General features: G+C 72.5%; 17 protein-coding genes. 16 read left to right on the top strand and 1 reads right to left on the bottom strand.

The window, feature by feature from the left end; genetic code table 11:
* Positions 1-6 precede the first annotated feature (6 nt).
* The 16 genes from BBK14_RS22175 (at position 7) to BBK14_RS22245 (ending at position 16446) form a co-directional block, all read left to right on the top strand.
* The gene (locus BBK14_RS22175) at positions 7-1815 is read left to right on the top strand and encodes a hypothetical protein (RefSeq protein ID WP_131802386.1); all 1809 of its coding nucleotides are present in this window, start codon (positions 7-9) and stop codon (positions 1813-1815) included.
* A gap of 153 nt (positions 1816-1968) precedes the next feature.
* Positions 1969-2643 (top strand): eCIS core domain-containing protein, encoded by a 675-nt coding sequence (locus BBK14_RS22180; RefSeq protein ID WP_071065186.1) that lies wholly within the window; start codon positions 1969-1971, stop codon positions 2641-2643.
* A 325-nt stretch (positions 2644-2968) separates the two neighbouring features.
* Positions 2969-3799 (top strand): hypothetical protein, encoded by an 831-nt coding sequence (locus BBK14_RS22185; RefSeq protein WP_131802388.1) that lies wholly within the window; start codon positions 2969-2971, stop codon positions 3797-3799.
* On the top strand, positions 3796-4569 hold the full coding sequence (locus BBK14_RS22190) for a hypothetical protein (protein ID WP_131802390.1): 774 nt from the start codon (positions 3796-3798) through the stop codon (positions 4567-4569). The genes BBK14_RS22185 and BBK14_RS22190 overlap by 4 nt, the downstream gene beginning before the upstream one ends.
* 458 nt (positions 4570-5027) lie before the next feature.
* Positions 5028-6596 carry a phage tail sheath family protein gene (locus tag BBK14_RS22195; protein WP_071065190.1) on the top strand — a complete coding sequence of 523 codons (1569 nt, stop codon included), beginning with the start codon at positions 5028-5030 and terminating at the stop codon, positions 6594-6596.
* A gap of 46 nt (positions 6597-6642) precedes the next feature.
* A complete protein-coding gene (locus BBK14_RS22200) occupies positions 6643-7083 on the top strand; it encodes a phage tail protein (RefSeq protein ID WP_071065192.1) in 441 nt (146 codons plus the stop codon).
* Complete coding sequence (locus BBK14_RS22205) at positions 7080-7529, top strand: hypothetical protein (RefSeq protein WP_071065193.1); 450 nt, start codon at positions 7080-7082, stop codon at positions 7527-7529. The genes BBK14_RS22200 and BBK14_RS22205 overlap by 4 nt, the downstream gene beginning before the upstream one ends.
* Complete coding sequence (locus BBK14_RS41750; RefSeq protein WP_085950165.1) at positions 7526-7684, top strand: DUF6760 family protein; 159 nt, start codon at positions 7526-7528, stop codon at positions 7682-7684. Before BBK14_RS22205 ends, BBK14_RS41750 begins: the two co-directional genes overlap by 4 nt.
* 3 nt (positions 7685-7687) lie before the next feature.
* On the top strand, positions 7688-9982 hold the full coding sequence (locus BBK14_RS22210) for a hypothetical protein (protein ID WP_071065195.1): 2295 nt from the start codon (positions 7688-7690) through the stop codon (positions 9980-9982).
* Complete coding sequence (locus BBK14_RS22215) at positions 9979-10515, top strand: phage tail protein (protein WP_020461349.1); 537 nt, start codon at positions 9979-9981, stop codon at positions 10513-10515. Before BBK14_RS22210 ends, BBK14_RS22215 begins: the two co-directional genes overlap by 4 nt.
* Positions 10512-11201: a CIS tube protein gene (locus BBK14_RS22220; protein WP_071065197.1), complete on the top strand. Its 690-nt coding sequence runs from the start codon at positions 10512-10514 to the stop codon at positions 11199-11201. Before BBK14_RS22215 ends, BBK14_RS22220 begins: the two co-directional genes overlap by 4 nt.
* Before the next feature lie 2 nt (positions 11202-11203).
* A complete protein-coding gene (locus BBK14_RS22225; RefSeq protein ID WP_071065198.1) occupies positions 11204-12940 on the top strand; it encodes a VgrG-related protein in 1737 nt (578 codons plus the stop codon).
* Positions 12941-12984: 44 nt separating this feature from the next.
* On the top strand, positions 12985-13377 hold the full coding sequence (locus BBK14_RS22230; RefSeq protein WP_071065200.1) for a PAAR domain-containing protein: 393 nt from the start codon (positions 12985-12987) through the stop codon (positions 13375-13377).
* Positions 13377-13805, top strand: coding sequence for a GPW/gp25 family protein (locus BBK14_RS22235; RefSeq protein ID WP_071065202.1), 429 nt, complete (start codon positions 13377-13379; stop codon positions 13803-13805). The genes BBK14_RS22230 and BBK14_RS22235 overlap by 1 nt, the downstream gene beginning before the upstream one ends.
* Entirely contained in the window at positions 13802-15922 is a 2121-nt protein-coding gene (locus BBK14_RS22240) for a putative baseplate assembly protein (protein ID WP_071065203.1), read from the top strand. The genes BBK14_RS22235 and BBK14_RS22240 overlap by 4 nt, the downstream gene beginning before the upstream one ends.
* Complete coding sequence (locus BBK14_RS22245) at positions 15919-16446, top strand: phage tail protein (protein WP_071065204.1); 528 nt, start codon at positions 15919-15921, stop codon at positions 16444-16446. Before BBK14_RS22240 ends, BBK14_RS22245 begins: the two co-directional genes overlap by 4 nt.
* Here BBK14_RS22245 and BBK14_RS22250 read toward each other — a convergent pair.
* Positions 16391-19600, bottom strand: a complete 3210-nt coding sequence (locus BBK14_RS22250; RefSeq protein WP_241831751.1) for an AfsR/SARP family transcriptional regulator — start codon at positions 19598-19600, stop codon at positions 16391-16393. The genes BBK14_RS22245 and BBK14_RS22250 overlap by 56 nt on opposite strands.
* Positions 19601-19650 lie beyond the last annotated feature (50 nt).

Raw genomic sequence — 19650 nt, forward strand, 5'->3', positions numbered from 1 at the left:
CGCGCGATGTGCCAGCGCGAGCGCCATACACCTCGCCTGCAGACAACTCATTGGTTTTCGCGGGGCGCGGTCCGGCCACGTGTGCCCTTTCGGGCGTCCGGTGGCGCCCTTCTCGCGGCTACCCTCCGCGTGCGGCTCGGCCTACCATCGACCGGTGAACCCGCTGGCGCCGCCCATGTGCCCGAGGTGGGGATCAGCCGTTCGGCGAACCGGGTCCCCACGGTGAAGACCGCCGCGCGACAGCCGGAAATCGGCGTGCCGGGGCCCGTGCAGGGGTTCCGCCCGCCGGCCCGCCCGAACGGCCCCGGGCATCCATTCCTGGCGCTGCAACACGCGGCAGGGAACCGGGCCGTCACCCGCGCGGTGCAGCGTACGGCTGGCCGGTGCGGCCCCTCGTGCTCCTGCGACGACTGTCGAACCGAGAATCCGCTCGCCGACGTCCAACGTGTGGCATCGATCGTTGTGCCGCGCGAACCCACCGCGCAGCAGCAGGCTGGTGAGTGGGCCGGCAAACGGGCGGTGGCCGGCGTGCTTGGCGCACGGCGTGCCACGGCCGTGATCCAGCGCGACGCCGCCGCGGCGGGGCTGATCCGTGAGGCGGTCAACAAGCCCGACCCGCAGGCGACGGGCGGCGGCTACCAGGAGGCGTTCCGGGTCCTCAACGGCCTGCCCATGTACGACATGCTCAGCACGCTGACCGCGCTGCGTCGCTCGGGGCAGTTCGACAACCTGAACGCCAACTTCAAATGGGCTGCCGGGGTGAACGTCGGCCGTCTCCACGTGGCCTTCGAGGCCGTCCTGGCGAAAGGGTCCGTCGACGCCGAGGCGTTCGTCCTGCGCTACAAGGACTCGCTCGGGCCGCTGCCGTCCGACCAGCGGCAGGACATCATCAAGTATCTCGACCCGACGTGGTTCGACTCGCTGAAGGCCACCGAGGACGCGGAGGCTCTCATCACCGCCATACGGGCCACGGCGGCGTTCAAGACGCTGGAGTCGGACCCGTTGGCGTTGGCCGAGGAGATCATCGCCGAATCGAGGAAGGAACCCACGACCTTCGTCAACCACATGACGAAGCTCAAGCTGCTCTTCGACACGAAGGTCAAGAGCGCGGACGTGATCAGTGGCGAGACGCAGGCGAGCACCGCCGGTGCGGTATCGGCCGAGCAGAAACGGCTGGCCAAGCCCGCCGAGGCCAAGCAGACCCAACTCGAAGAGAAGGCATCGGGCAGCCCTCGGCGAAAATGGGTGGCGATACCGGGCAAGTTCGGCGGCGGCGTCTACTATGTGGACCGGACCTCCCTCGCCAACATCGTGGTCAAGGCCAGGGTGTTCCTGAAGCCGGCGGGGAAGGGTACCGACAAGGACGTCGAGCGGGTCAGGCGGATGGAGGACGGAATCGAGAAGGCCGCCTCCACCAAGGGCTACCTGGTCGATGTGGTCTTCGTGAAATCGGCCGCGGCGGACAAGTTCGGTAACCCGCCCTTCACTGTCGAGGTCGATCCGGGAAAGTGGGAAGTCGCCACCAACTGGGCCGGCGGCGACCCGGTCGGCTTCGCGCACGAGCTGCATCACCTGTTCGCGTTCGAGCTGGACCGTTACGACTACATCGAGGCACACGCCGACAACGAGTCGATGGAGATCGCCGATCGCCTCCACTGGTTCCGGGAAGAGCTGAAGAAGCCGGCGGGCTACAACTCCGCCGATTCGATCATGAATAACGCCCCACACCCGAACGGCGACGACGTCTGCCGCGTCGCCGGTCTGGACCCGGCGAGGTGCGTGGCGTTGCGTGAGAAGAAGAGCAAGACGCCCTGACGGCCGCCGGACATTGGGACTCGGCGCGTCGCCGGCCGGAAGGGGCGACGTGCGCCAAGGTTCCGCTTCGGTTGGCTTGGTTCCGGCCTGGGGCGGCCGGATAATCCCGCACAGGTGTGCGGGTCCGGACATGCACACCTTCGGAGGGCGACCATGGAACACGAAACACTGGACGGCGGGCCGATCCCGGGGATGCGGCGGCGGAACGAGGTCGAGCGGCGGCCGGAGCCTCGTCCCGCCGAGCAGGTCCTGCCGTCGATGGTGGGCAACGCGGCCTTCGGCCGGTTGGTACGCGACATCCGGGCGGGCGCGGTGCTCGGCGGGCCACCGGGACCGGCGGCCGCCGGTTCGGCGACCGGTCGGGTGGCGTTGTTGCGCAGTGCGTTGCGGTCCCAGGGCGCTGGCCCGCTGGATCCGGAGATCGGCGATGTGATCGAGGCGCGGCGAGGCGCCGGGTCGCCGCTGCCGGAGCCGGTGCGGGCCGAGATGGAGGGGCATATGGGGGTCGACCTGTCGGCGGTGCGGGTGCACACCGACAGCGCGGCGGCGACGTTGAACCGAGCGGTGCAAGCGGAGGCGTTCACCACCGGTACGGACGTGTTCTTTGCGCCGGGGCGGTTCGACCCGTCGTCCTCGGCCGGGCGCGGGTTGTTGGCGCACGAGCTGACGCATGTGGTGCAGCAGTCGGCCGGTGCCGGTGGTCCCGGCGGCACGGTCAGCCACCCGGACGACCCGGCCGAGCTGGAGGCCGCCGCAGTCGGCGAGCACGTCGCCCGCCAGGCGGCGCCGATGCCGGACGAGGAGGAGGAATCCCCGATCGGCACCTGACACCTCGGCCTCCGGAATCCCGGCTTCGCCCGGCTCCCATCAGGCGGCGAGGGCCTCCGTGAGGTCGGCGTGCGCGTCGGCCAGGTCGCCGTAGACCGGGGCGAACCGGCCCGGGCGGCGGAACTCGGCGCTGTGGCGCTGCTACGCCGCCGTCCCCGAACAGGCCCGGGTCGACGCCCGCGACATGCGTGGCGCGCAGGTCGCCGCCGCCGGCTAGGCCCCGGCCAGCTGGCCATCCGGCACCTACACGGTCATCCGGTCCGGGCCACCTATCGCCACCTTGACGTCACGTGACCGGTCCGACAGCATGGGGGCGACCGGGGCAATGCAGCGTGACGTGAATGCCGGAATGCAATTGTCTGCGGCGAGAAACCGGGGGGTCTGGGTGCCCGACCGTATGGGCGGATACGGTTACCGTATTGACCGCCTCTTCGCTACTGGGCACCGGCAGCCAAGGCAGACCCGCGAACATCGGACGACGAGTGCGCAGCCGCGACTGCTCGCCTTGCAGGCGGCGGCCGGCAACATTGCCGTGGCCGGTCTGCTGGCGCGGCGCCGCGTTCTCCCCATATCGGATGGGCGGCCGCGGGCCTTGATGGTAGCGCGGTATGAGGCGGGTGAGCACGCTCAGTTCGGTGACGGCGAGCTGGTCGAGGTGRACGGCGTCCGGATCCCGAAGGGGAATCTGATCGCTATGGCCGACTTCTACGCGGACTCCGTGGCCATGCAGACCGCGCCCCCGGACGAACTCCGGCGCCTGAACGCGCTGATCGACCGGGACAAGCAAGCGCGCCAAGGCGTTCCCGGTGTGACAGCGCCGAGCAACGACGAACTCGATCAGGCCACCGGCGGCCAGTACATGGAACTCAACAAGAGGAACGAGGGCCACTTCGCGCCGCCGGCAGACCCTGGCGACGCCGCCGCGAGCGCCGCCGCCGGCGCAGACCACAAAGCCCTGTGGGAGCGCTACCACCGCGGCGCGCTTGATCAGGCACATGAGGCCGCGTATCTGGGTGCTCCCGCGCCCGTTCAGCCGTTCGGTCCGCGCGACGCCGGCGCCTCACTTCCTGGGGGTGTGGGCCCCCGACACCACCCGGCGTACCGGTCGGTGGTGGCGCGACGCAACGGGGCCAGGTGCCCCAGCCGGCGGTCGTGAGCAACATGTTCGCGGCCCACTACCTCACCGACGCCTTCGCGGCCGGCCATCTGATCAACAAGGCCGAGGTTACCGCGCAGGCCAGGCGGGCCTGGGACCGTATGCACACCGAGGGGTGGCTTTTCCGGGAGAACTCCTTCACCCAGGGGGTGGCCGCGCGGGTGCTGGCTGACCCGAATGTGCAGGACAAGCTGCGAGGCAAAGAGCTGAAGATCGCGAGCTGGGGTGAGATCACACCACAGCGCTTCTCCGAGTTGCTCTTCGCGATGTCGGCCTTCGAGGGCCAGACCTTCTTCAACCTGTTCGCCCGGGTGGTACACGACAAGCTCAACGAGCAAGGCGTCGAGGTCGAGAACAGCAGGGGTGACGTCTGGGTGCTGTCCGGCGATGCCACRCTGAACGCGCGGTCGCTGGCAATCGGCCAGGCTGCGGTAGCTGAATCGGAACGTAACCTGGAACGCGCCGCGACCACGCCGGGCCCGCTCGACTACGAGGGTATGTTCCGGCAGGTGTGGGCCTACGTGCCCCGGCMGACGGCGGCTGGCGCCCAGCGGATCGAGCATGTCCGACAGCACTTCACCGATGCCGCGGATCCCGCCACTGTGGACGCCGTCGTTGCGCTGTCGATCACGGAAATCGATGTGGCGGTCGCGGAGCTCGTCAAAGCCGGGCGACTGCGGCCCAGCCGACGCGGAGGACAAACTCGGAACAGCCTGCGCGTCCCGTTGACCGGTCCGTACGGGCCGATCTGGTATCAGGGATCGCCGTAACCGACCCCGTGGCCGCCCCGCGGCTGATCGGTCCGGTCCAGCGCGCCACACCGGGCGGTCCGGCCGCTTCGATCAGGTCGGTGACCGCCGCGTTGCCGGCGAGCGTCTGCAGGGCCAGCAGGTTGCCGGGCCGGTCCGCGCTGGGGTGAGGCGAGCACGCCGGCTTGGTGCGCAGCGGGTCCGCCGCCCGGGTGCGTTGTTCCCCGGATCGCGATTGTCTCGCACCCGATGGCTCCGACAACACCTGCTCCCTGCTTGCTCGCGCTCCCGACCCACTCCCGCCCGGACGTGCGTATGCACGAACGATCGTGACAGTTGCCGGGGTCACAAGCAGCGTGCCGCTACTGCCCGATCAGGCGAATCCAGATGCCCTCGAGTGTGCGCCGTCGGACGTTGGCCGGGCCGTGGGCCCGGACGGACGATCTATGACATCCCTACCGAGGCGAGGAGAGCACGTCATGCCGAACTACCGGTCGCCCGGCGTCTACGTCGAGGAGGTCGAGGCGGGGTCCCGCCCGATCGAGGGCGTCGGCACCGCGGTCGCCGCGTTCGTCGGCTTCACCGCGCGCGGCCCTCGCAACGACGCGGTAAGGATCGCCAACTGGGGCCAGTACGTGCAGGTCTTCGGCGACTTCGTACCCGGCGCCTACCTGCCGCTGGCGGTCTTCCAGTACTTCAACAACGGCGGCGGGGCCTGCTACGTGGTCAGCGTGGGCTCCGGCGGCGACGGGGCGACCGCGGGCCCGGTGGCCGAGCTCACCAGCGCCACCCGTCCGGGCGTGGGTGTCTACCAGGTGGAGGCGATCGACCCCGGGGCGCGCGGCGGCCTGGCGGTCGAGATCGCGCCGATCGAGCGGGCCGGCGGCGAGGCGGCGAACGGGGGGGACGGTGACGGCGCGGCGGCAGACGTCGGCCGCGCCTTCACCGTGATCGTCATGCAGGACGGCCGGCAGGTGGAGACGTTCGAGAACCTCACCGCCCGCCGCGGGAAGCGCAATGTCGCCACCGTCATCAACGAGCAGTCGCAGCTGGTCCGGGTGACCGAGTTGGACGGGGTGACCGCGCTCGACCGCGCCCCCTCGCCTGGCACGGTCGCGCTGCGCGCGCCGGCGCCGGCGCCGGCGCCGCGGGCGAGCGCCGAGGACTTCATCGGCGACGTCTCCGCCCGTACCGGGGTGTGGGGGCTCGCCGCCTGCGACGACGTCACCATGGTTCTGGCTCCCGACCTGATGTTCTGCTACCAGCAGGGACAGGTCGGCCTGGACACGGTGCAGGCCGTGCAGCAGGCGATGATCGACCACTGCGAGAACATGGGCGACCGGATGGCGATCCTCGACCCGCCGCCTGGGCTGAACGCACAGCAGATCAAGGACTGGGTGAAGGAGAAGGCCCGGTACGACTCCAAGTACGCCACCCTCTACTGGCCGTGGGTGTCGGTTTTCGACCCGGTGGAGGGCGGGCGCCGGTTCATCCCACCGTCCGGGCCGGTCGCCGGGATCTGGGGCCGCAGCGACGACAGCCGCGGGGTGCACAAGGCACCCGCCAACGAGGTGGTCCGCGGCGCCCTCGATCTGGAAATCAACATCACGAGGAGCGAGCACGACGCGCTGAACCCCGAGGGGATCAACGTGATCCGCGCTTTCCCCGGTCGCGGGATCCGGGTCTGGGGCGCACGCACCCTCTCGTCGGACCCGGCCTGGCGGTACGTCAACGTCCGGCGGCTGTTCAACTATCTGGAAGCGTCGATCCTCAACGGCACCCAGTGGGCGGTGTTCGAGCCGAACGACCTCGACCTCTGGCAGCGGCTGCGGCGCACGGTGTCCGCGTTCCTGCTGGGCATGTGGCGGGACGGCGCCCTCTTCGGTATCACCCCGGACCAGGCCTTCTACGTCAAGTGCGACGAGGAGACGAACCCACCCGGTGTCGTCGACGCCGGCCAGGTGATCATCGAGATCGGGGTCGCGCCGGTCAAGCCGGCGGAGTTCGTGGTCTTCCGGATCGCTCAGATCACCGCCGGCGCCGAGTAGCCGCCCGCCGGTCCACCACCCGACCAGTCCCGGACAGGAGAACGCCGTGCCCATCGGCGAGGACGCGCTCGGTAACTACGCCTACCAGATCGAGATCGACGGCGTGACGATCGCGCAGTTCAAGGAGGTCTCCGGGCTCAGCGCCGAGATCCAGGTGATCGAGCACAAGGAGAACAAGAAGGGCGGCATTCCGGTCATCAAGAAGCTGCCCGGCGCCCGCAAGTGGGGCGACATCCAGCTCAAGCGCGGGAAGACGGATGATCCGAGCTGGTGGAAGTGGATCAAGCAGGTCCAGGAGGGGAAGATCGACGAAGCCCGGAAGCACGGGTCGATCGTTCTCTACGACTACGCCAGGGGGGAGAAAGCGCGCTTCAACTTCACCAACGCCTGGCCCTCGAAGGTGAGCATCGGCAGCCTGCAGGCGGGTGGGAGCGAGATCATCATCGAGGAGGTCACGCTCGTCCACGAGGGGCTTGAGCTGGCATGAGTCTGAGCTCCTTGCCGGCAGCCGCGGCCGGGTCCGCGTCCCCGTCCGGCGCCGTGACCGGGGAGAGCCGGACGGGCCTGGTCACCGAGTTCGCGTTCGTGCTGCCGCGCGGCTACCTCGACGACGACGGCCAGGTGCACCGCGAGGGCGTGATGCGGCTGGCCACCGCCCGGGACGAGATCCTGCCGCTGCGGGACCCGCGGGTGCGGGACAACGAGGCGTACCTGACGGTCCTGCTGCTCTCCCGGGTGATCACCAGACTGGGCGGGCTGTCGGCCGTCACCCCGGCCGTCGTCGAGGGCCTGTTCGCCCCCGACCTCGCCTTCCTCCAGGATCTCTACCGCCGGGTCAACCAGGAGGGACACACCCATGCGGCGGTGACCTGCCCGTCCTGCGACCACGCCTTCACGGTCGACGTGGCAGGTGGTGCCTCGGGGGAATCCTGACGTACGCGGCCGAAGACCTGCTCGACGAGGTCGCGTACGTGGCCGCCGGCTTCCACTGGTCCCTGGCGGAGATCCTCGACCTCGAGCACCCGGATCGACGGCGCTTCATCGCCGTCCTGCAGAAGATGACCGACCAGGCCGGAGAACGGGACTAGACGATGCTCGGACCACTGCGCCGGGTCTGGCGCCGGGCCGGTAAGGCGACCACGTCGCCGCCGGCCAACGAGATCGCCCCGCCGGCGACCACCGAGCAGAGCCAGCCGGCATGGCAGGCACTGCCGCCGATCCGGCGGTCCGCCGTCGCGCACCCGGTGACGTCCGATGCCACCGGTTTCGCCCGCGGCCTCGGCGCCCGGTCGCCGGCGCCGCTCGTGCTCCGGGCGCCCGCGCATGACGTGACTCCGTTCGCCGCCGGGGGCAGCTTCCGGCCGCTGGCCACCACGCCCGTGCCGGGAACCGGCGCGGTCTATCGGTCCGCCGCCGACCGCACGCCCGGTACCGCACCCGACCCGGTCCCGTATCTGGTGGCTGACCTGATGTCACGCGCTCCCACCGCGGGCGGCCGGCGGCGGTCGGACGCTTCCGCGGAGGGCTCCGGCCGGCCGGCGGGTCCGGCATGGCAGGCAGGGCCGGTGGCGCCGACCGAGACGGCCGGTTCCGTGGCGCCGGCCGGTTCGGCAACGCCAGTCGGTTCCGCGGTTCCACCGGTCCCCCCGATGCCCGCCGTGGAGTCCGGGCCGGTCGGGTTGGTGACCGAACCGCCTGCCGCGCTGCCCGGTCCGCCCCGGCCGAGGACGCTAGCCGCCGCCACGGTGCCGCCGGTGGTCACCCGGTCCGCATCGCCGCTGCCGGCGCCGATGGTGCGCAGCCTCGACCGCCGTGCTCGGCCGGCCGGCGCCCCGCCGCAGCCGCACCTCCCGACGGCCGGACCGTCCGCCGCGCAGCCTCCGGTCGTGCAGGCGAGCCCGCCGTCGACGGCGACGACCAGTCCGGCGACGTCCGTCCGGGAGATGACTGGCCTGGCCGGCGGCCCGCGGTGGCACCCCCCGTCGGACTCGGCCGCCAGCCAGCCGGCCACGCCGCACCCGTCCCGCCGTGGATGGGTGATAGAAGCACCGTCCGTTGCCCGCCGGGCGGCCGAGCCGGTGGCCGAACCGCCCTCGCCGCGCCGCTACGGACTCGGCCTGCCGGTCGCGCGCCGGCCCGCCGGGCTTCCCGGTCCGGAGGTGCCTGTCCCCGGTCCGGCGGCGCCCGTCCCCGCGGACCGGTCGGCGCCGGCCGGCGCCGCAGCGGATCCGCCCCTCTTCGCGCCGACTCCGTCCGAGCTCCCCGCGGTGCCGCCGCCGACGGCCGATGCGCGGACGTACGGGCCGCGGGCCGACGGGCTCGCCGACGCGGCTGACCCGCCGTCCGTACCGGTACGCGCCGTCCCGCCCGCGACGCCCGTCACCCGGGCGGCGAGCCAGCCGGACCGCGGGCCGGGGCGCGGCGCGGAACCGCCCGCACCCGCCGCGCCATCGGTGGCTGTCGAACCGTTCTCGGTCGTCGAACCGCCGGTGTCCGCCCCGCCGTCCTGGGTGGCCGCACCGACCGTCGGGGCCGGGCCGCGGATTGTGCCCAGCCCCCGGCCGGACGCGGCCGCGGTCGCCAGGCGCTCGCCCGAGGTCTCGGCATCGATGGTCACTTCCCCTACGGACGCACCGGCGGCCGCGGTGCACAGGTCCGTCGACCGGTCCCTCCCGGAGGCCGGCCCGGCGGCCGATGCGTCCGTCCGGACGGGTCCGCTGCCCGCTCGGCCCGCTCCCGCGGCGGCCCGGGCGGTGGTCCAACCGACGCCCCGGCCCACCGGCGCCGCCCTCGTCGACAGCTTCACCGCCGACCTGCTGGCCGCGGGCGCGGACCACCCGGCCCGCTCGGTGGTCACGGCCGTGGCGCCGGTCCGGCGGCTGGGCCTGGGCGCGCCGGTGCATCGCTCGGCCGTGACTACCAGCCTGCCGGCGCCGCTCGGTGCCCCCCTCGGCGCGCCCTGGACCCGACCCGTCGGGAGTGCGGCGACGGCCGTGACGGCGACGGCCGCCGGCGGGGTCGTCGCAGCGGACGAGAGCCGCGGCCCCGTCCGGTTCACCGCAAGGGCACCGGAGTTCGGAGGCCCGGCCTTCGTCACGTCGTCGCACGCCGTCGCCCGCGAGGCCACACCCATGGTGGAGGAGGCGCTCGCCGCACCCGCTCCAGCCCCGATGGCGGCGGCTTCGGCCCCAGTCGCGGGCGCATCGGCGGCGGGCGGATCGACGTCGGCCGCGGGCGGTGCGGCGGGCGCCCACCCGGCCGCGGGCGTTCCGGACAGCGAGATCCCCGGGCTCGCCGAGAAGATCTACGAGCATCTGGCCCGCCGGCTGCGGGCCGAACTGCTCGCCGACCGGGAGCGCCGTGGTTTGTTGGGAGACCCGCTGTGAGTTTGCTTCGACCACCGTCCGGGGCGTTGGCCCCATCCCGCGCGTCGGCGGTGCGCTCCGGCGGTGCCGCCTCGGCGGCGTCGGCCGGCGGAGGCCTCAAGCCCCAGCCGGTGAACGGCCTGCGTTTCGAGGTGACCATCGGCGCCTTCGAGCTCGGCGCCTTCACCGCGATCGAGGGGCTGGAGGCCAACTACGAGATCAAGACCTATGACGAGGGCGGCCAGAACGGCTTCCAGCACCAGCTCCTCGGCCGGGTGCACTACCAGAACGTCAAGCTGACCCGGCCGGTCGATGAGAACAGCGGGAATCTGAGCGCCTGGTTCACGGCCTTCCGCCGGGAGGCGGCCGGTAAGCCGACGACCGCTTCCATCGCCGCGTTCAACGACAACCTCAAACGCGTCGCCCAGTGGTCGATGGCCGGCGTCTGCCCGGTCCGGTACTCCGGGCCGCGTTTCTCGACCAGCGACGCGAAGATCGTGACCGAGACCCTGGAGTTCGCCCATCAGGGCTTCACCGCGGAGTTCCCGAAATGAGCCCCGGGAACGAGAGCTTCACCAAGGCGCGGCTGTGCGAGCAGCAGCACCCCAGCAAGGCCGTGGTCTTCCACTTCAACCCGTCGACCATCAAGATCGGCAAGAAGGCGGAGTACAAGGAGCACCCCACTCAGGCGGCCAAGGACGCGTCCCGCCCGGCCTTCCTCGGTGCCCGCGCCGTGGACCTGCAGTTCAGCCTGCTGCTCGACTCGGGGGGCCAGGGCGGAAGGACCGTGATGACCGAGATCCAGCAGCTGCTCAACTGGACGAACCCCACCGAGCGCTCCCGGCGCGGGACGTCGCCCAGCCCGCCGGTGCTGATGTTCAACTGGGGTGACTTCAAGGTCGGCCAGACCGGGCAGTTCGTCGGCCTTCTCACCAGCGTCGACGCCACCTGCACGCTGTTCACGCCCACCGGTGCGCCCACCCGCGCCGAGGTCTCGCTGGCGATGAAGGCGGCTCCCGAGCCGGCCAAGGGGACGAACCCGACCTCCGGTGGGATCAGCGCCCGGCAGGCCCACCAGGTCATCGCCGGCGACACGCTGGCCRCCATTGCGCACAACACATACGGCGACCCCGGCTGCTGGCGGGCGCTCGCCGAGCTCAACGGCATCGACGACCCGATGCGGCTGCCGGTCGGCACCCGGCTGCTGCTGCCGGACCGGGCCGACCTCGGGCGTGGCTGACCGTGGCGACTCCCGAGACTTACGGCGCGCTGCCCGTCCTCTACCTGGACGGGAAGCCGGTGCCGCCCGCGATCAAGGAGACGATCCTGAGGGTCGTCGTGGACAGCGACGTCGCGGCGCCGGACGCCTGCCGCGTGGTACTCAATGACCCCGGCCGGGACGTGCTCGCGGCGGCCGGGTTCGACTTCCGCCACGCGCTGAAGGTCACCGCGCCGCCGAGGGCCACCCCCGAGGGCGGGGGCGCGGAGAAGGTCCTCTTCGAGGGCACCATCTACAGCCTCGGCTTCGGCTACGACGAGCGGGGCGCGACCGCTGTCGTGGTGGCCTACGACAGCTCATACGCTCTGTTCAACGGCGTGCACACGGCCACATACCACAACGTCACCGACTCCGACCTGGTGACGAAGATCGCCCGCGAGCTGAGCATAGACACCGGCACGATCAATCCGACGACGGTCGTCCACGAACACGTCGGCCAGGTCAACGAGACGCACTGGGACTTCCTCACCCGAAGGGCCAGAGAGGTCGACCACGTGCTCCGGGTACGGGACAACAAGATGGAGTTCGTCCGTCCCACCGCCGCCGACGACGCGCCCAGGCCGGGCAACTTCGACAGCCCGAGCCACCTGCAGCTCACCCCCGGTGGCGACCTGGACGTCTTCACCGCCCGGGTGACCGCCGCGCAGCAGGTGTCCGAGGTCGAGGTCCGCGGCTGGGACGACCGGGGCAAGCGCGAGCTGGTGGCCACCGCACGGGCGAGCACTCGCGCCGCGCAGATCAAGGACGACCCGGCCGACCTGGGGGCGGGCAACTCCTCCGCCCGGTACGTCGCTCCCGCCCGGCCGCTCGCGACGCAGGCCGAGTGCGACGCGATGGTCGCCGCGGTCGCCGAGCGGATCGCCAGCACCTCGGTCGCCGCCGAGGGCGTGGCCCACGGAGATCCGCGCATCCTCGCCGGTGTGGCGCTGAGCGTGGGCCGGACCGGGGGGAGCTTCGACGGCAAGCTCACCGTCTCCCACGCCGAGCACGTCTTCGACCACGCCAGCTACCGCACCCGGTTCACGGTGAGCGGGCCGCACGACCGGTCCCTGCTCGGTCTGGCCTCGGCCGCCGGCGCCCGGCAGAGCAGCCCGCTGATCGCCGGTGTGGTGCCGGCCGTCGTCTCCAACATCAACGATCCGGAGTCCCGCTGCCGGGTGCGGGTGAAACTGCCCTGGCTGTCCGCGGACTACGAGACCGACTGGGCCCGGGTCGCGATCGCCGGCGGCGGCCCGGACCGCGGGATGCTGGTGCTGCCCGAGGTCAACGACGAGGTGCTGGTCGCTTTCGAGCAGGGTGACCCGCGCCGCCCGTTCGTGCTCGCCGGCCTGTACAACGGTGTGGACGCGCCGCCCTTCGGCGGCGGCGTCGACACCGCCGCCGGCACCGTCGTCCGGCGCGGCCTGCGCACTCGGAAGGGCCACGAGATCGTGGTCAGCGACGCCGACGGCGACGAGCACGTGGAGATCCGCACCCGGGACGGCAAGGTGCGGATCCGGCTCGACCACGACCAGGGCGGGCTCACCATCGAGACCGACGCGGACATCGACGTCCGGGCCAAGGGGAAACTGTCGCTCACCGCCGAGAAGGACCTGACGATCTCCGCGCGGGGTACCGGGTCGATCTCTGCTGACGCCGGCCTCACCCTGTCCAGCCGCGCGGACGTCACAGTGCAGGGAAACCCGATCAAGCTCAACTGACCCCCGGACGAGGTGTCTCGGGCGAGACGAACGGAGGTGGCACGGTGGGTTCTCCTGCGGCCGTCGCCGGCGACCAGATCACCGGAGTGTGCGCGATTCATCAGGTACCCGGCCCTACCGGCACGCCGATCCCGTCGCCCGCCCCGTTGCCGTTCGCCGCCCCGCTGACCACCGGCCTGGCCGCCACCGTTCTGGTTGGCGGGCAGCCGGTCGCCGTCACCTCGTCATCGGGGCTGAACACACCGCCGCACGTCGGCCTACACGTCTCCGACCCGTTCATGCTGCTGATCGCGCAGCAGGGCCAGGTGGTCGCCGGCAGCACCACGGTGCTGGCGGAGGGCCGGGGCGTGGCCTACAGCGGATGCCAGGTCACCCAGTGCGCGCAGATACCGGCCGTCCTCACCGGATCGGGCGTCACCGTCCTGGTGGGCCCGTGATGCCCCCGGCGCCGGCTGGGACGACCGCCGGCACGGACTTCCTCGGGGTCGGCTGGGGCTGGCCGATGGCCACCGACGCCAGCGGGTCCTTCGCCATGACCAGCGGGGTCGATGAGCTGGAACAGGCGATGTACCTGATCCTGAGCACCACCCCGGGGGAGCGCCCGATGCGGCCCGAGTTCGGCTGCCCGCTCGCCGACTACGTCTTCGCCCCGGCGGACTCGACCACCGCCGGGCTGATCGCCTACGAGGTGACGCGCGCGTTGAGCCGCTGGGAGCCCCGGGTCGACGTGGTGGATGTGCAGGTCACCCCGGACGCCGTCGAATCCACCCTGTGGATCGACATCGGCTACCGGGTCCGCGGCGTCTACGACCGCCGCAACCTGGTCGTCCCCTTCTATGTCATCCCCGACGAGGCCTCCTCATGATGCTGCCGGCACCGAACCTCGACGACCGGACCTTCCAGCAGCTCGTCGACGACGCGAAGCGCTTCATCGCCGACCGCTGCCCGACGTGGACCAACCACAACGTGAGCGATCCCGGCGTGACCCTCGTCGAGACCTTCGCCTGGATGACCGACCTGCTGCTGTACCGGCTGAACCGGGTGCCCGACCGGAACTACGTCCGGTTCCTGGACCTGGTCGGGGTGCGGCTGTTCCCGCCGGTCGCCGCCCGCGCCGAGGTCTCGTTCCGCCTCTCCGCCCAGCAGGACGCCACCGTCCGCATCGCGAAGGGCACTGTGGTGTCCACCCGGCGGACCGCCACCGAACGGGCGATCGAGTTCACCACCATGGCGGACCTGGACATCGTGCCGGCACGCTCGGTCGTGGTGGCGTCCAGCGTGGACGGCGAGACCCTGCGCGACCACACCCGGGAACTCGGATTCGGCTCGGGGTTCGCCTGCTTTGACGAGCGTCCCAAGGCCGGCGACGCGCTCTACATCGGCTTCGACCGGCCGGCCCCGTCGCTGATCGTCCTCCTGCGGTTCACCTGCATGGTGAGCGGGCACGGCATCGACCCGCTGCGGCCGCCGCTGCGCTGGGAGGCCTGGGACGGCCGGCGCTGGAGCCGATGCTCGCTCGAACAGGACACCACGAACGGCCTGAACACCACGGGTGTGATCGAGCTGCACCTGCCGCGCACGCACGGTGTCCGGGACGTGGGCGGCGTCACCTCCGCCTGGCTGCGCTGCCGGGTCGTCGAGCGGCGGGGGGTGCCGGCCTACCGGGAATCCCCGCGCATCGTGTCCGTCGTCGGGGCGGCCGTCGGCGGGGACGTCGACGCGGTGCACGGCGCTCAGGTCGCCGGGGCGGTCCTCGGGATTTCGGAGGGGGTTGCCGGGCAGACGTTCCGGCTCAGCCAGGTCCCGGTTCCGACAACCTCCGAGCCGATCGTGATCGAGGTGAGCGCCGACGACACCCGGCGCAACGCGCTGCCCGCCGGACTGCCCTCCGCGTCGCCGGCGGCGCTCCCGACGACCGCGCCGACCGGGTCGGTGGCGGTGCCGGCGGGCGACGGGTCCGCGCCGGACAGCCCGGACGGGAACGGCAATGGGAGTGGGGCCGGGACCGAGACGGCCGACGGCTGGTCGGTCTGGCAGCTGGTCGACTCGTTCGCGTCCAGCGGGCCGGACGACCGGCACGTGATGGTGGACCCGACCACCGGCGTGGTGGGGTTCGGGCCGCTCGTCCGGCTCGCGGACGGCTCGGTGCGCCAGTACGGGGCCGTCCCGCCGAAGGGGTCCGTCGTCCGGGTGCGGCCGTACCAGACCGGCGGGGGCCGGATCGGCAACGTCGTCGCCCGCTCGTTGAACACGCTGCGCTCCTCCATCCCGTACGTCGCCGCCGTGTACAACCGGCAGCCGGCCAGCGGTGGGGTGGACGGGGAGACCATCGAGGAGGCCAAGGTCCGCGGACCCCTCGCACTGCGGCACCGGGACCGTGCGGTCACCGCCGAGGACTTCGAGGTCCTCGCCCGGCAGGCCGCCCCGGAGACCGCCCGGGTGCGCTGCGTGGTGGAGGAGTCCGGCCAGGACGCCGGGGCGGTCCGGGTGCTCGTCGTGCCCCGGGCGGCCGGCGCCGACGGCCGTCTCGCCCTCACCGAGCTCGTCGTTCCGGACACCACCGGCGAGGCCATCCGGGGGTACCTCGACGCTCGGCGGGTGGTCGGCGTGCGGGTCAGCGTGGAGCCGCCGCGCTACGTCGGCGTGACCGTGGTCGCGCGCCTGCGCTGCGCCGCGACAGCCCACCCGGACCGGGTGCGGGAGGATGCGCTGACCGCCCTCTACCGGTTCCTCAACCCCGTCAGCGGCGGACCGGACGGCACCGGCTGGCCGTTCGGCCGGGCCGTGCACGTCGGGGACGTGTTCGGGGTCCTGCAGGCGGTGTCGGGCGTCGCCTACGTCGACGAGGCGCTGCTGTTCCAGGCGAACCCGGTCACCCGGGAGCGTTTCAGTCGGGTGGAACGCCTCGACCTGCCGCCGACCAGCCTGGTGTTCAGCTTCGAGCACCAGATCGACGCGGTTCGCGCCCAGGCGGCCGGATGAGGGGATCGGTCGAGGGCCTGGACACCCCGTTCTCGCTGGCGGGCGGGGTACCGGGGGTGCTGCTCGGCGCCGGGGCCGTCGGCGCGCTGCTCGCCGCCTTCGACGAGGTGCTGGCGCCGGTGCTGGCCACGCTCGACAACGTCGACGCCTACCTCGACCCGGATCTGACGCCGGAGGACTTCCTCGGCTGGCTGGCCGGCTGGCTCGGGATGGCGGTGGACGGCGGATGGCCGGCCGACCGCACCCGGGCGGTTATCCGGCAGCTGCCGGAGGTCCTGCGGTGGCGTGGCACGCCGGCCGGTGTGGCCGCGGCCGTCCGGGTCCTCGCCGGGGTGGAGGCGGAGGTGACCGACAGCGGAGGGGTGAACTGGTCGCCCCGGCCGCAGGGCGAACTGCCGGGCGGTCGCACCCCGTCGCTCCTCGTCCGGGTGCCTCAGGGCAGCGATCTGCGGGAGGTGGAGGCGGCTGTCAGGTCGGCCAAGCCGGCCCATGTCCCGCACCGAGTGGAGGTTCGGCCGATGTGAGTTCGATGCCCAGGTCGGCGAGCATCGCCTCGTACCGGGCCTCCGCGCGGGCGGCCGCGGCCGGCTGCCCGCCCGATCGGAGCGCCACCACGAGCGTCCGCCACAGCCCGTCCCGGTACCGGTCGACCTCGAGCCCCAGTTCGGCGTGCCGGACCGCATCCTTGTGCCGGCCTGTCTCGGTCGAGATGGCCGCGGCGCGTTCACAGCCCGCGGCGATGGTCGTCCGCAGCCGGTCCCGTTCGGCCAGCAGCCAGTCCGCCGGGCCACCGCCGGGCAGGACGTCCCCGGCGTAGAGCTCGATCGCGCTCGCCAGCCGCTGGTACTCGGCCTCGACGTCACCGGAGCGTCGTGCCGCGGCTGCGGCATCGAGCAGTCGTTCGAGCCGGCGGATGTCGTGGTCGTCCGGATCGACGAGGGCCAGGAGGTAGCCCTGCCCGGCCCTGCGGAGCAGCCCGCGCCGGCCGCGCGGGACCGCCGGTTCGAGCAGCCCGCGCAGGGCGCTGACCGCGACCTGCAGGCTGTGGTTCGCCTGTGCCGGCGCGGCGTCCGGCCAGATCAGCTCGATCAGCTGGTCCCGATGCAACGGCCGGTCCGCGTGCACCGCGAGCACATGAAGGAGCTCGAGGTTGCGCGGCTGTACCCCGGCCAGGCCGACCGGCACTCCGTCGATCTCCAGCTCGAACCGACCCAGGCAGCGGACGGTCAGCCGGCGCTCCGCAGCGGGCGGTTCACCGGCCGGCGCCGGGCTGGCCGCGTCGGCGTCGACCGCGGCAGCGACGGTGCCCGTCATGCCCGCGGGCATGACGGCGGCGGGCGGGCGGCCGCCGCCCGACAGCGACGCGATCAGCCTTTCCACCCAGCTTCCGACGCCCGCCTCGGCGGCGATCCGGCGCGCCACCTCGTGCGGATGGGTCTGGCCGGATGTCGCGCCGGACCCTGGGGCGAACGGGGCACCGGACGCCGCAGAGGGCGACGGCGGCGGACCGGCCGCGTGCGACGGCGGTGGGGCGGCCGAGGGCGGTGGGACGCTACCGACGAGGGCGAGGGCGTGCGGGGCCGGTCCCAGCCGGGCCGCTGCCCGGACCACCCGCGCTGCCTCGTCCTCGTCCAGCGGCGCGCCCGCCCGCCGCCAGGCCAGCAGCGCGGACGCCCGCGCCCAGGTCGCGAGCGCACCGGCGGTCAGCTCGTCGAAGATCCCTGCCGTGTGGTCCAGTGCCATCGCCAGCTGTCGGTAGGCGCGCAGGTGCATCGGCTCGTCGTCCGGCCACACCTGCCCCGGCGCCAGGCCGGTCGACGGCGGCAGGGCGGGCGCGGGAAGCTCGTCGGCCGGGAACATGGCGTCGTCCGGCACCGGGAGGCCGGCAAAGCTGCCGAGCAGGACGAGGGCCCCCACCCCCCACCGGTCACCGGCCCGGCCGGCGGCGTCGAGCAGGTGCAGGACGTGCCGGTTGCCGTAGCCGAAGTACAGGGCGCGGACGGCGGCCGCAACGCGGAGCACGGCCGCATGCCCGAGCAGCTCCGCCGCGGCCACTCCCTCCTCGACCGTCTCGCCGGCCTGTGCGTCCTGCGTGAGCAGGGCGCACGCGGCCCGCCCGACCGCGGCGACTGTCTCGATCACGGGACTTGCGCCGATACCCGCGGTGATCGTGTCGAAGCGTTGGCGGGCCAGCGCGATCTCTCCCGCGACGAAGGCGGCGATCCCGCGCACGAGCGCCGTCTGCGGGGGGTCGGCGGATCCTTCGACATGCGGGCCGGGATCGGCCAGCACCGCCCGAAGAGTCCGCAGCCAGGTCGTGTCGCGGCGCGGCGCGGGGTGGAGCCAGTCGTCGAGTTCGGCGAGCTCGCGGTGAACCCGGGCCGGCGTTTCGGAGCCGAACGCCGTCGCGGCGTCGCGATAGGTATCGGCCGCGGCTTCGAGCGACCCGTCCGCGGCGAGCCGGCGGGCCATCGCGAGCAGCACCCACGGGTCGGAGTCGCGGATCGCGGCCGGCAGCAGCTCGAACCAGGCGGCCGGGTCGTCGGCCAGGCGCCGGCCGCCCTGGCCGAGTAGCCGCCGCACCTGCTCCCAGTCCCCGCTGCGGCAGTACGACAGGAGCGCCTCGGTGAGCGCGCCGTCCTCCTCACACAGCCGCGCCGCCGCCCCGTGCACCTCCTGGGCTCGTTCCTCCCCGTGTTCCAGCACGAGCCGTTCCAGCAGGTGAATTCGTAACACCTCGTGGTAACGGTAGGTCCGCCCGTCGTCCTCGACGAAGGTGAACAGCCCACGCCGTTCCAGCTCGGCGAGCTGAAGACCGCTCCCGGTGCGTCCCAGCAGGCTGTCGCAGCGTTTCTCGGTCAGCCGGTCGAAGACGCTCGTCCGCACCAGGAAGTCCCGCTCGTCCGCGCTCACCGCGGACAGCACGTGCATCGTCAGGTATTCGCGGGTGAGCCGCGTGTTACCGAGCCCGGAGAGAATCTTCGCCCGTTCGGACGCGGGCCGGCCGCGGGTGGCGAGGTGGAACAGCTGTAAACCGGCGGCCCAGCCGTCCGTGCTGCGGGTCAGCGCGGTTACCTCTTCGGGTCGCAGCCGGACGCCGTGGCAGTCCCGGAACAGCTCCTCGACCTCCCAGGTCCGGAAACGCAGCGCGTCGGCGTCCACCTCCCGTATCTGCCCGGCGAGACGCAGCCGGTGCAGATCGAGGTTCGGGCGCCAGCGGGCGGCGACGAGAACCCGGACCTTGGGGGGGAGGTAGTCGAGCAGGAGTTGGACCGCCGCCTCGGCCGGCTGTCCGTCCACCGCGTGCAGGTCGTCCAGGACAATGAGCAGGTTGTCGGTCAGGTGCCGGTCGAGGTCCACGATGGCGTTCTCGATGCTGGTCCAGGATCCGGCGGGCAGACCGGCCGCCGCTGCCGCGGCGGCATGCAGGTGGGCGAGGAACGAGTCGAGGCCGCCGATCCGGTCGTCGAGCGTGAGCCAGGCGGTCGGCCACGCACACGCCTGCGCCACCTCCACAAGCAGGGTTGTCTTCCCGGCGCCGGCCGGCGCGACCACGGTTCCGACCCGGTAGGCGGCCGGGACGATGAGCGGTCCGGCCAGCCGCGGCCGGTGCATGCCGGCGGGGGCGGGTAGCCGAACGCGGGCCGCGAGGATCGGGGGAACCGGCGCCTCGGTCATCGCCGTTCCCCGTGAGGTTGTTCCAGGCGCGGCGTCAAGTGCGGCATTCC

It is taken from the genome of Parafrankia soli, assembly GCF_001854695.1.
Classification (GTDB): Bacteria; Actinomycetota; Actinomycetes; order Frankiales; family Frankiaceae; genus Parafrankia; species Parafrankia soli.